General features: G+C 70.2%; 16 protein-coding genes. 12 read left to right on the top strand and 4 right to left on the bottom strand.

Annotated features, from left to right (window positions below; all coding sequences use genetic code 11):
• The 4 genes from KBZ04_RS09405 to KBZ04_RS09390 all read right to left on the bottom strand — a co-directional run.
• Positions 1-1,607: AAA family ATPase (locus KBZ04_RS09405; RefSeq protein WP_254991690.1), on the bottom strand; the 1,607-nt coding region annotated here is incomplete at its 3' end.
• Positions 1,608-1,716: 109 nt separating this feature from the next.
• Complete coding sequence (locus KBZ04_RS09400; RefSeq protein ID WP_254991689.1) at positions 1,717-2,745, bottom strand: LdpA C-terminal domain-containing domain; 1,029 nt, start codon at positions 2,743-2,745, stop codon at positions 1,717-1,719.
• 44 nt (positions 2,746-2,789) lie between these two features.
• The gene (locus tag KBZ04_RS09395; protein WP_254991688.1) at positions 2,790-4,040 is read right to left on the bottom strand and encodes a sodium:proton antiporter; all 1,251 of its coding nucleotides are present in this window, start codon (positions 4,038-4,040) and stop codon (positions 2,790-2,792) included.
• A gap of 48 nt (positions 4,041-4,088) precedes the next feature.
• Positions 4,089-4,550: an NAD(P)H-quinone oxidoreductase subunit N gene (locus tag KBZ04_RS09390; RefSeq protein WP_254991687.1), complete on the bottom strand. Its 462-nt coding sequence runs from the start codon at positions 4,548-4,550 to the stop codon at positions 4,089-4,091.
• Between the two features lie 414 nt (positions 4,551-4,964).
• Here KBZ04_RS09390 and rplC point away from each other — a divergent pair, with 414 nt between their 5' ends.
• Genes rplC through rplX form a run of 12 tightly spaced genes read left to right on the top strand, consistent with a single transcriptional unit; the run spans position 4,965 to position 10,549 of the window.
• The gene (rplC, locus tag KBZ04_RS09385) at positions 4,965-5,612 is read left to right on the top strand and encodes a 50S ribosomal protein L3 (RefSeq protein WP_254991686.1); all 648 of its coding nucleotides are present in this window, start codon (positions 4,965-4,967) and stop codon (positions 5,610-5,612) included.
• Between the two features lie 11 nt (positions 5,613-5,623).
• A complete protein-coding gene (gene rplD, locus KBZ04_RS09380; protein WP_254958666.1) occupies positions 5,624-6,259 on the top strand; it encodes a 50S ribosomal protein L4 in 636 nt (211 codons plus the stop codon).
• On the top strand, positions 6,252-6,554 hold the full coding sequence (locus tag KBZ04_RS09375; protein WP_094586023.1) for a 50S ribosomal protein L23: 303 nt from the start codon (positions 6,252-6,254) through the stop codon (positions 6,552-6,554). The genes rplD and KBZ04_RS09375 overlap by 8 nt, the downstream gene beginning before the upstream one ends.
• A 15-nt stretch (positions 6,555-6,569) precedes the next feature.
• Positions 6,570-7,433, top strand: coding sequence for a 50S ribosomal protein L2 (gene rplB, locus KBZ04_RS09370; RefSeq protein WP_254991685.1), 864 nt, complete (start codon positions 6,570-6,572; stop codon positions 7,431-7,433).
• A gap of 35 nt (positions 7,434-7,468) precedes the next feature.
• On the top strand, positions 7,469-7,744 hold the full coding sequence (gene rpsS, locus KBZ04_RS09365; RefSeq protein WP_015109404.1) for a 30S ribosomal protein S19: 276 nt from the start codon (positions 7,469-7,471) through the stop codon (positions 7,742-7,744).
• Positions 7,745-7,748: 4 nt separating this feature from the next.
• Entirely contained in the window at positions 7,749-8,108 is a 360-nt protein-coding gene (rplV, locus tag KBZ04_RS09360) for a 50S ribosomal protein L22 (RefSeq protein WP_254991684.1), read from the top strand.
• 19 nt (positions 8,109-8,127) lie between these two features.
• Complete coding sequence (gene rpsC, locus KBZ04_RS09355) at positions 8,128-8,856, top strand: 30S ribosomal protein S3 (RefSeq protein ID WP_015109406.1); 729 nt, start codon at positions 8,128-8,130, stop codon at positions 8,854-8,856.
• A gap of 16 nt (positions 8,857-8,872) precedes the next feature.
• Entirely contained in the window at positions 8,873-9,331 is a 459-nt protein-coding gene (gene rplP, locus KBZ04_RS09350; RefSeq protein ID WP_254991683.1) for a 50S ribosomal protein L16, read from the top strand.
• Positions 9,332-9,333: 2 nt separating this feature from the next.
• The gene (gene rpmC, locus KBZ04_RS09345; protein WP_254991682.1) at positions 9,334-9,546 is read left to right on the top strand and encodes a 50S ribosomal protein L29; all 213 of its coding nucleotides are present in this window, start codon (positions 9,334-9,336) and stop codon (positions 9,544-9,546) included.
• Between the two features lie 17 nt (positions 9,547-9,563).
• Positions 9,564-9,815, top strand: coding sequence for a 30S ribosomal protein S17 (gene rpsQ, locus KBZ04_RS09340; RefSeq protein ID WP_015109409.1), 252 nt, complete (start codon positions 9,564-9,566; stop codon positions 9,813-9,815).
• Positions 9,816-9,825: 10 nt separating this feature from the next.
• Complete coding sequence (gene rplN / locus KBZ04_RS09335) at positions 9,826-10,191, top strand: 50S ribosomal protein L14 (RefSeq protein WP_015109410.1); 366 nt, start codon at positions 9,826-9,828, stop codon at positions 10,189-10,191.
• Position 10,192: 1 nt separating this feature from the next.
• Entirely contained in the window at positions 10,193-10,549 is a 357-nt protein-coding gene (gene rplX, locus KBZ04_RS09330) for a 50S ribosomal protein L24 (protein ID WP_254991681.1), read from the top strand.
• Positions 10,550-10,664: the final 115 nt, after the last annotated feature.

The raw sequence follows: 10,664 nt of genomic DNA, 5'->3' as shown, positions 1-10,664 counted from the left end.
CAGGCGGGAAAGACACGCAGCCGCTGCTGACGGCCGCGGCCGAAGACCGCACTGCGCAACCGGTAGTGGTGCACCAGCTCGGCCTGGAGGGCCCGCACCGCCTCATTGCGGGGCAGCAGCTCCACCGGCCGGCCCTGGGGCAGCACCACCTGCTCCACCGCCAGCCGGCATTCCTCCAGGGCCGCATGGGCGTCATCGGGGCGGGCCGCGCCGACACCGACCGGATCGTCGCCGTCCACCGCGCCGCCTCCCTCCTGGCGCCGCTCCAGCAGGCGTTCCATGGCCCGCTGCAGTTGGTGGGGCGTGTCCGACTTGATCACCAGGATCGGCAGGCCCAGGTCGCGGGCCTGGCGCCGCAGCTCGGGATCAAGGCCCAGCTGGCCGCGCACGCTCAGCACCGCATCGGCCTGCTCCGGCTCCTCCACCACCTGCACCGGCAGCTGACGACGCCGCACCGCCTCCTCCAGCTGCTCGGCCGCCAGACCCACGCCGAAGACCCGCAGGGCCGGAACCGCCGGGGCGACGCTTGCCGCCGCCGGCCGGGGCGCCGCCGGATCGGGCAGGGGCACCACCGCCAGGGGAGCGGGACCGGGGCGCCGGGGGGGCGGGGCGGTTGCCCAGGCGGGCGGCGGGGCCGGGCGGGCGGGGCCGTCGTCGCGCAGCACCAGGCGGCCGTCGCTGCCCAGCTCCCGCGCCTGGGGGTGGGTGGGCTGGCCGCGCAGCAGCAGGTCGACGGTGCCGGCCACGTCGCGGTGCAAGAGCCAGCGGTGACGGCTGTGCATCTCCACCGCCAGGGGGAAGGTGGGCTCGGCGGCCCGTTCCAGCACGGTCTTCTGGGTGCGGCGGCGGCGGGCCTCCTCGTCCCCCAGGGTCACCGACTGGATCCCGCCCACCAGATCGCTGAGGGTGGGGTTGCGGATCAGGTTGGCCAGTTCGTTGCCATGGGCCGTGGCCACCAGCATCACGCCCCGTTCGGCGATGGTGCGGGCCGCCTGGGCCTCCAGCTCGGTGCCGATCTCATCGATCACGATGACCTCGGGCATGTGGTTCTCCACCGCCTCAATCATCACCTGGTGCTGCAGCTCCGGCCGCGCCACCTGCATCCTCCTGGCCCGGCCGATGGCGGGGTGGGGGATGTCGCCGTCACCGGCGATCTCGTTGCTGGTGTCGATCACCACCACCCGGCGCTGCAGGTCGTCGGCGAGCACCCGGGCGATCTCCCGCAGGGCCGTGGTCTTGCCCACCCCGGGGCGGCCCATCAGCAGCAGCGACTGGCCCGTGTCCAGCAGGTCGCGCACCATCGCCACGGTGCCGAACACCGCCCGGCCCACCCGGCAGGTGAGCCCCACCACATCGCCGGTGCGGTTGCGGATGGCGCTGATGCGGTGCAGGGTGCGCTCGATGCCGGCCCGGTTGTCGCCTCCGAAGGGGCCGAGGCGCTGCAGCACCGCCGCCAGGTCGGAACGTTCGATGGCGTCGCCCCCCAAGGCCAGCACGCGACCGGGGTAGCGGGCCTCCGGCACCCGGCCCAGGTCGAGCACCACCTCCAGCAGCCCCTCCCGTTGCTCCGGCCCCGCCAGGGCCCGCTGCACCACCGGCGGCAGCACGGCCAGCAGACGGTCCAGGTCGTCGGTGACCCGCTGGGTGGAGAGGGACGGGTGGGGCGAAGGCTCCAGGGGGGCGCCGGGGGGAGCTGCCCATCGTTCTAGCCAGGTCTCAGGGGCCGACGACATCACGGGCCAGCCAGGGGCCCACCAGCGCCCCGGCGATCTCCAGGGCCCGGGGCCAGAGGCGGGGCAGGTCCAGCAGCCGCCGTCCCTCCGCCTGGGCCTCCAGCAGCAGGGGCTGCAGCTGCCGGCGAGCCACCCCGCCGAAGGCCACCCCGGCCGCCCGCGGCCCGACACCGGAGCGCCCCAGCACCGCCAGGGTGTGAGCGTTGGTGCCCCCGGCCAACTGCAGCGGGCCCGGCGGCGCCAGCGGCGCCAGCCGCGCCAGCAGCCCCACCGCCGCATGGGCCGTGCCGGCCCCCACATCCCCGCTCATCGGCCGACCATCCAGCTGCCAGAGGGGCCGGAAGCCGGCCCCGCGCAGCAGGCGGAACCGCTGCCACAACTCCGCCGCCAGCCCTTCGGCCGTGGCGCCCCCCTCCAGGCCGGCGCTCACCGCCACCCGGCGCAGCGCCACGCCGCTGGCGGCCAGCTGCAGCACCCGTTCGGAGAAGGCGTCCAGGCGCCCAGGCCTGGTGTGCAGCTCCACCGCGTCGGGAGCCAGCTGGACCAGCAGGGCCCCCACGGCGGCCGGCTCCAGCACCTGGCTGCGCTCCTCGATCAGCCCCAGGGGGCAGGCGGGCAGGCAGCGGCCGCAGCCATAGCAGCGCTCCACCACCACCCCCCGCCCGTCGATGGCCAGGGCGGGGCAGACCCGTTCGCACGGCCTCGGGCAGGACGGCGGACAGCGCTGCGAATCGAACCAGGCCTTGCGGAAGTGGGGGTCGAGGCCATCGCTGAGGCTGACCATCAGCCAGGGACGCGCCGCGCCGTGGGCCTCCGCCCAGGCCAGGCCGCGCCGGGTGGCGGCCACCACGGCCGGATCGGCAGCCACGTCAATGCAGTGGACCCCGGCCAGGGCATGGATGCCGGCCAGATCCTCGATGGCGGCCAGGTCCTGGTTGCTGGCCCCGCCGATCAGCTTCACCCAGCACCCATGGGCCAGGGCCTGCTCCGGGTCCCGGGCCATGGCCGCCATGGGGTGCGCAACGGGGTGGGCCGATCCTGCCACCACCAGCGGACTCAACCGGGCTGGGGCAGCTCCGGCGCCGCCTCGGGCTGGGCGAGCCCGAGGCGGTTCACCAGCCAGGGGGCCGTGAAGCCCTGCAGGCCCACGGTCATCAGGATCGTCAGGAACACCAGCCCCTTGAGGGCACCACCGCCGGCCACCTCGGCCCGGTCGAGTTCCAGGGCGAACAGGCTCACCACCGCCGCGGTGACGATGCCCCGCGGCGCGATCCAGCTAAGCAGCGCCTTCTCCTTCCAGTCGAGGCTGGGCAGCCCCAGGCCCGTCAGCTGGATCAGCGGCCAGCGCACCAGCATCAGGGCCACGACGCAACCCCGGCCACCCAGACCGAGGGGGCTCAGTTCCGCCCAGGAGACATCGGCCGCCAGCAGGGGGAACAGCACAGTGATCGCCAGCATGGCCAGCTGGCGAATCAGTTCATCGAGCTGGGTGGCGGCCGCATCAAGGCGCAGCCCCACCACCACCCCGGCGCTCACCGCCGCCGGCAGACCCGATTCCGGCAGCAGGGCCTCACAACCGCTGAACATCAGAAACAGCACCCCCAGGGTGAGCTGCAGCGCCAGGCCATTGGACTCGGCCGTCCCCTCCCCTCCCCTGGCCGCCGCCAGGGCGCCCAGACGCCGGAGGGCCTCCGAGAGCAGCAGACCGGCGAGTCCGCCGAGGGCCACCCCGCCCCCCAGGCGCAGCAACAGCCGGGAGGCCACCTCCTGCCAGCCGCCCAGGTCGCCCAGGGTCACCTGGAGCAGCACCAGGCCCAACACCGCACTCACCGGTTCGAGGATCAGGCCCTCCGCCTCCAGCAGCTGGCCCAGCTTCGGGGCCAGCCGCAGCTGGCGCACCATCGGGCTCACCACCGTGGGACCGGTGGCCAGGGCGATGGCGCCGTAGACCAGGGCCAGCGACCAGGGCAGACCCGCCAGGGCGTGGGCCAGCAGGGCCGCCAGGGGCAGCCCCAGCACCAGGCGCACCAGCACCAGCTGCAGCACCGAGCGCTGCAGGTCGCGGCCCGCCAGGCGCAGGTTGAGCCCGCCATCGAAAAGCACCAGGCTCACCAGCAGGCCCACCAGGGGCTCCAGGCCGGCGCCGAGGTTCTCGGGATGGACGATGTCGAAGCCGGCATGGCCCGCCAGCAGCCCCATACCCAGCAGCAGCACCACCGCGGGCTGGCCGGTGACCCAGGCCGTGGCCTGGGCAAGGGAACCGGCGAAGAAGGCCGAACCCCAGATCAGTGCCAGCCGCTCACTCAACGCGCTTGGAGTCCGCGGGACCGGCCCAGGCTATGGGCTGGACCCCGCTCAGGCAGGAACGAGCTGCTCCAGCGGCTGCCAGCGCAGGGCGCGGGCGCCGCCCATCTCCACCACCAGCTTCAGCCGCGGTTCGCGGCGGCAGAGGTCGCAGAGGGCGCCGAGCTCGGAGCTGCTGAGCACCTGGCCCTCCAGCAGCCACAGCAGCACCGGCCCTTCGCCGGCCAGCTGGGGGCCCAGCAGGGGCATCACCCGCTGCACCTCGCCCACGGCGGCCGCCCGGCCGACGCTGTGGTGGCCCAGGTGGGGCGGACGGATGCCGTGCAGTTGCAGGAGATAGGCCTCCGGATCTCCGAGCCCGCGGGCGGAGGTGAGGTGCGCCCGGTAGCCGGCCGCCCGCAGCCGCCGCAGCAGGCGCGTTTCGGCGCCCCCCTCCAGGGGAACGAACAGGGCGAGGGCGCCGCAGCGCTCCAGCTCGGTGCGGAAACCACGGCCGGTCATCAGCAGAGGCATCGGGAGCGGCAGGCGAATCGCCGGCTGAGTCTGGCAGCCGGTGCGGGGCCCGGGGGTGGTGGTGCACACCATGGGGTAGGGTTATCTCTTGTGCTGATGATCTGTGCCCGTCCGCTAGCCGGGCCTCCAGAGAACAGCACGGGGTCCGTCAGTGGTGACGAACCCTTCCTGGCCCGTACGACTCCTGCAGCGCTTCGTCGTTGCCGTGACCGTCGGGATACTGCCCGAGGCCCCACCGCTTCCGGCAAGTCCCAGCCCGCTGATTCGCCTCGCTAGCCCCTGACCCTCGGGTCAATCTGCGATTCCACGAATTCAGCCCCCCGCCGCCCAGCGGGTCCTCCACGGATGTCGGGCCCTGGCCCTTGATCCATGGCGGCACGCCGCGGCTGTCCAGCTGGTGTTGTTCTCCCTCCCATGTCCATCGGCATTCTTGGGAAGAAGCTGGGTATGTCCCAGTTCTTCGACGAAGAAGGCAAATCCATTCCGGTCACCTTGATCGAAGCGGGTCCCTGCCGCATCACCCAACTCAAGAGCGAAGCCACCGACGGTTACACCGCGGTGCAGCTCGGCTTCGGCGAAACCCGCGAGAAGCTCGTCAACAAGCCCGCCAAGGGCCACCTGGCCAAATCCGGCGAAGCGCCCCTGCGGCACCTCAAGGAGTACCGGCTGGAGGCCATCGACGGTCTCGAGCTGGGGGCGCACGTCACCGTCGGTGACTTCAGCCCCGGCCAGAAGGTCGACGTCAGCGGCGACACGATCGGCCGTGGTTTCTCGGGCCTCCAGAAGCGCCACGGCTTCAGCCGCGGCCCCATGAGCCACGGCTCCAAGAACCACCGCGAGCCAGGCTCCATCGGCGCCGGCACCACCCCAGGCCGGGTCTACCCCGGCAAACGGATGGCCGGCCGTTACGGCGGCAAGCAGATCACCACCCGCGGCCTCACCATCCTCAAGGTGGATGCGGAACGCAATCTGCTCATCGTGAAGGGCTCGGTTCCCGGCAAGCCCGGCGCCCTGCTCGACATCCGCCCGGCCCGGCGGGTGGGCGTGCCCGCAGAGAACTGAGGAGAACACCCATGACTGACTGTGTGATTCGCGACTGGCAAGGCAAGGAGAGCGGCAAGGCTCCCCTCGACCTCAAGGTCGCCAAGGAAACATCCGCCAAAGGATTGCTGCACAGGGCCGTGGTGCGCCAGCTGGCCCATACCCGGCAGGGCACCGCAAGCACCCTCACCCGTGCCGAAGTGGCCGGTGGCGGCCGCAAGCCCTACAAGCAGAAAGGCACCGGCCGGGCCCGCCAGGGTTCGATCCGGACCCCCCTGCGGCCCGGCGGTGGCGTGATCTTCGGACCAAAGCCCCGCAGCTATGCCGTGGCGATGAACCGCAAGGAGCGTCGCCTGGCCCTGCGCACCGCCCTGATGAGCCGCGTCGCGGACATCACCGTGGTGAAGGGCTTCGGCGCCGGGCTCGACACCCCCAAAACCAAGGAGATCACCGCCGCCCTGTCCCGCTTCGGCATCGAGGCCGGCGACAAGGTGCTGCTGATCCTCGATGGCGCGCCCGAGGCGGTGACCCGCTCGGTCCGCAACCTCGAAAAGGTGAAGCTGATCGCCGCTGATCAGCTCAACGTGTTCGATCTGCTCCATGCCAACAAGCTGGTGCTCAGCGAAGAGGCACTGGCGAAGATTCAGGAGGTCTACGGCGATGTCTGAGCGTTTTGCAGGCCGGCTGGCGGACGTGATCCGTCGCCCGCTGATCACCGAGAAGGCCACCCGGGCCATCGAGATCAACCAGTACACCTTCGAGGTGGACCATCGGGCCGCCAAGCCCGACATCAAGGCGGCCGTCGAGCATCTGTTCGACGTCAAGGTCGTCGGCGTCAGCACCATGAATCCCCCCCGCCGCTCCCGTCGGGTGGGCCGCTTCGCCGGCAAACGCGCCCAGGTGAAGAAAGCGGTGGTGCGCCTTGCCGAAGGCAACGCCATCCAGTTGTTCCCTGAGTCCTGAGGGGTCTGAAACACCATGGCAATTCGTAAGTACAGGCCCAACACCCCCGGCACCCACACGCTGGTCGTCACCGACTTCAGCGACATCACGGGCAAGAACCGGGAACGGGGCCTGGTGGTGTCCAAGCACCGCCACAAGGGCCGCAACAACCGCGGCGTGATCACCTGCCGCCACCGCGGCGGTGGCCACAAGCGCCTCTACCGCATCGTCGACTTCCGTCGCGACAAGCACGGGGTGAGCGCCAAGGTGGCCGCGATCCACTACGACCCGCACCGCAACGCCCGTCTGGCGCTGCTCTATTACACCGACGGCGAGAAGCGCTACATCCTCGCTCCCGCCAACGTGGCCGTGGGCCAGAGCGTCATCTCCGGCCCGGACGCCCCGATCGAGAACGGCAACGCCCTTCCCCTCTCGGCCATCCCCCTGGGTTCGAGCGTCCACAACGTCGAGCTCTATGCCGGTCGCGGCGGCCAGATGGTCCGCACCGCCGGAGCCAGCGCCCAGGTGGTGGCCAAGGAAGGCGACTACGTTGCCCTCAAGCTGCCCTCCACCGAGGTGCGGCTGGTGCGCCGGGAGTGCTACGCCACCCTCGGTGAGGTGGGCAACTCCGAACAACGCAACACCAGCCTGGGCAAGGCCGGCCGCAAGCGCTGGCTGGGCCGCCGGCCGGAAGTGCGCGGCAGCGTGATGAACCCCTGCGACCACCCCCACGGGGGCGGCGAAGGCCGGGCACCGATCGGCCGCTCCGGTCCTGTCACGCCCTGGGGCAAACCCGCCCTGGGCCTCAAGACCCGCAAGCGCAACAAGCCGAGCAACCGGTTCGTGCTGCGGAAACGACGCCGCACCTCCAAACGGAGCCGTGGCGGACGCGACTCCTGATGACCCACACCGCTCTGCTGTTCGCCTGATCCGCCATGGGACGCTCACTCAAAAAAGGCCCGTTCGTCGCCGACCACCTGCTTCGCAAGGTCGAGAAGCAGAACGCTGCCGACGACAAGACCGTGATCAAGACCTGGTCACGGGCCTCCACCATCCTGCCGATGATGATCGGCCACACCATTGCCGTTCACAACGGCAAGGCCCACGTGCCCGTCTACGTGACGGAGCAGATGGTGGGCCACAAGCTGGGCGAATTCGCCCCCACCCGCACATTCCGCGGTCACATCAAAGACAAGAAGGGAGGCCGCTGATCCGATGGCAACCACCACATCCGACACCCAGGCCCTGGCACACGGCCGCTTCATCCGCGGTTCCGTGTCGAAGGTGCGCCGGGTTCTCGATCAGATCCGGGGTCGCACCTACCGCGACGCCCTGATCATGCTCGAGTTCATGCCCTACCGCTCCACCGGCCCGATCACCAAGGTGCTCCGCTCCGCGGTCGCCAATGCCGAGCACAACCTCGGCCTCGATCCGGCGACCCTGGTCATCAGCCAGGCCAGCGCCGACATGGGACCCTCCCTGAAGCGGTTCCGGCCCCGGGCCCAGGGCCGCGCCTTCGCCATCAAAAAGCAAACCTGCCACATCAGCATTGCTGTGGCAGCGCCCACCGCCTGACCCCCGAGGACACCGCCCGATGGGACACAAGATCCATCCAACCGGCCTGCGCCTGGGGATCACCCAGGATCACCGCTCCCGCTGGTACGCCCCAAGCAAGACCTATCCCGTCCTCCTTCAGGAGGACGACCGGATCCGGTCGTTCATCAACAAGAAGTACGCCGCCGCCGGCATCAGCGACGTGCTGATCGCCCGTAAGGCCGACCAGCTCGAAGTGGAACTCAAGACCGCCCGTCCGGGCGTTCTCGTGGGCCGCCAGGGCAGCGGCATCGAGGAGCTGCGCACCGGCATCCAGAAGACCCTTGGCGATGCCCACCGTCAGGTGCGCATCAACGTGGTCGAGGTGGAGCGGGTCGACGCCGACGCCTTCCTGCTGGCCGAGTACATCGCCCAGCAGCTGGAAAAGCGGGTGGCCTTCCGGCGCGTCATGCGCATGGCGGTCCAACGCGCCCAGCGGGCTGGCGTGCTGGGTCTGAAGCTCCAGGTGAGCGGCCGCCTCAACGGCGCCGAAATCGCCCGGACGGAGTGGACCCGCGAGGGTCGCGTGCCCCTGCACACGCTCCGCGCCGACATCGACTACGCCACCAAGGTGGCCACCACCACCTATGGGGTCCTGGGCATCAAGGTCTGGGTGTTCAAAGGGGAGGTGCTTCCCGGTCAGCAAGACCAGCTGCCCGTGGGTGGAGCACCGAAACGCCGCGCCAACCGCCGGCCGCAACAGTTCGAAGACCGCTCCAACGAGGAGTGATCAGGAGGCCTGAACCATGCTGAGTCCAAAACGCGTCAAGTTCCGAAAACAGCAGCGAGGCCGCATGCGCGGCATCGCCACGCGCGGCAACACGATCGCCTTCGGCGATTTCGCCCTGCAGGCCCAGGAGTGCGGGTGGATCACCTCCCGTCAGATCGAGGCCAGCCGCCGTGCCATGACCCGCCACGTCAAGCGGGGGGGCAAGATCTGGATCCGGATCTTCCCCGACAAACCCGTCACCATGCGGCCTGCCGAAACCCGCATGGGTTCCGGTAAGGGCAACCCGGAATTCTGGGTGGCCGTGATCAAGCCGGGCCGCATTCTCTTCGAGATGGGTGGCCCCGAGATCACGCCCGAAATCGCCAAGGAAGCCATGCGTCTGGCCCAGTTCAAACTGCCGCTCAAGACGAAGTTCCTCGCCCTGGCCGATCAGGTGGCTGCCGCCCCCGAACCCGCCCTCGCAGTGGAGTCCTGACCATGGCCCGTCCCACCATCACCGATGTGCGTTCGCTCAGCGACGCCCAGATCGTTGAACAGATCGACGGCGTCCGCCGCGAACTGTTCGACCTCCGCTTCCAGCAGGCCACCCGCCGTCTGGAGCACCCGCACCGCTTCAAGGAGGCCCGCATCAAGCTGGCCCACCTGCTGACGGTGCAGGAGGAGCGTCAGCGCTCCACCGTCGCCTCCTGATTCCCCCCTCGATCCCCATGGCACTCAAGGAAAGGGTCGGCACCGTCGTCAGCGACAAGATGGACAAAACGGTGGTGGTGGCGGTGGAAAACCGCTTCCCCCACCCCATCTATCAGAAGACCGTCCGCCGCACCACCCGCTACAAAGCCCACGACGAAGCCAACAGCTGCCGCGTGGGCGACCGGGTCCGCATCACCGAGACCCGTCCCCTCAGCCGCACCAAACGGTGGGCCGTGGCTGAAGTTCTCTCCACCACCAGCGCCGGCTGAGGAACCCCCCATGATTCAGCAGGAAACCTTCCTCAACGTCGCTGACAACAGCGGCGCCAAGCGCATCCAGTGCATCCGGGTGCTCGGCACCAACCGTCGCTACGCCCACGTGGGCGATGTGATCGTGGCCGCCGTCAAGGACGCCATGCCCAACATGGGCGTCAAGAAGTCGGATGTGGTCAAGGCCGTGGTGGTGCGCACCCGGGCCACGCTGCGCCGTGACACCGGCAACGCCATCCGCTTCGACGACAACGCTGCCGTGATCCTCGGCAACGACAACAACCCCAAGGGCACCCGGGTCTTCGGTCCGGTCGCCCGCGAGCTGCGCGAGCGCAACTTCACCAAAATCGTGTCCCTGGCTCCGGAGGTGATCTGAGATGGCCACCGCAACCCCCAAGGCCAGGCCCGTTGAGCGCGTCAAGATGCGCATCCGCAAAGGTGACACCGTCCAGGTGATCGCCGGCAAGGATCGGGGCAAGACCGGCGAGGTGCTGCGCACCCTGCCCAACGAGAACCGTGTCGTGGTGCAGGGCATCAACCTGCGCACCCGCCACGTCAAACCCACCCAGGAGGGCGAGACGGGCCGCATCGTCACCGAGGAAGCGTCCCTGCACGCCTCCAACGTGATGCTGTACTCCACCGCCAACAAGGTCGCCAGCCGGGTGGAGATCGTCGTCCAGGACGACGGCAGCAAGAAGCGCCGCCTCAAGAAGACCGGGGAGGTGATCGACTGACCGCCCCCCACCGCGTCGCCCCGCACGGCGCCCCCCCCGTTCCCCATCCCTGCTCCCCTCCCCCGTCCGCCTTCTGACCACGTCCAGAAGCGCCCCCCCATCCCCCCGTCATGTC

The sequence above is a fragment of the Cyanobium sp. N5-Cardenillas genome (assembly GCF_024345515.1).
In the GTDB taxonomy this organism is placed as follows: Bacteria; Cyanobacteriota; Cyanobacteriia; order PCC-6307; family Cyanobiaceae; genus Cyanobium.
Note: the sequence above shows the minus strand (reverse complement) of the source record. Positions and strands in the feature narration are given on the sequence as shown.

Bases quoted from the DNA above. Each gene is read 5' to 3' on its own strand.
- KBZ04_RS09400 (WP_254991689.1), bottom strand. From the start codon at position 2,745: ATGGCGGCCATGGCCCGGGACCCGGAGCAGGCCCTGGCCCATGGGTGC.
- KBZ04_RS09390 (WP_254991687.1), bottom strand. From the start codon at position 4,550: ATGCCTCTGCTGATGACCGGCCGTGGTTTCCGCACCGAGCTGGAGCGC.
- rplC (WP_254991686.1), top strand. From the start codon at position 4,965: ATGTCCATCGGCATTCTTGGGAAGAAGCTGGGTATGTCCCAGTTCTTC.
- rplD (WP_254958666.1), top strand. From the start codon at position 5,624: ATGACTGACTGTGTGATTCGCGACTGGCAAGGCAAGGAGAGCGGCAAG.
- KBZ04_RS09375 (WP_094586023.1), top strand. From the start codon at position 6,252: ATGTCTGAGCGTTTTGCAGGCCGGCTGGCGGACGTGATCCGTCGCCCG.
- rplB (WP_254991685.1), top strand. From the start codon at position 6,570: ATGGCAATTCGTAAGTACAGGCCCAACACCCCCGGCACCCACACGCTG.
- rpsS (WP_015109404.1), top strand. From the start codon at position 7,469: ATGGGACGCTCACTCAAAAAAGGCCCGTTCGTCGCCGACCACCTGCTT.
- rplV (WP_254991684.1), top strand. From the start codon at position 7,749: ATGGCAACCACCACATCCGACACCCAGGCCCTGGCACACGGCCGCTTC.
- rpsC (WP_015109406.1), top strand. From the start codon at position 8,128: ATGGGACACAAGATCCATCCAACCGGCCTGCGCCTGGGGATCACCCAG.
- rplP (WP_254991683.1), top strand. From the start codon at position 8,873: ATGCTGAGTCCAAAACGCGTCAAGTTCCGAAAACAGCAGCGAGGCCGC.
- rpmC (WP_254991682.1), top strand. From the start codon at position 9,334: ATGGCCCGTCCCACCATCACCGATGTGCGTTCGCTCAGCGACGCCCAG.
- rpsQ (WP_015109409.1), top strand. From the start codon at position 9,564: ATGGCACTCAAGGAAAGGGTCGGCACCGTCGTCAGCGACAAGATGGAC.
- rplN (WP_015109410.1), top strand. From the start codon at position 9,826: ATGATTCAGCAGGAAACCTTCCTCAACGTCGCTGACAACAGCGGCGCC.
- rplX (WP_254991681.1), top strand. From the start codon at position 10,193: ATGGCCACCGCAACCCCCAAGGCCAGGCCCGTTGAGCGCGTCAAGATG.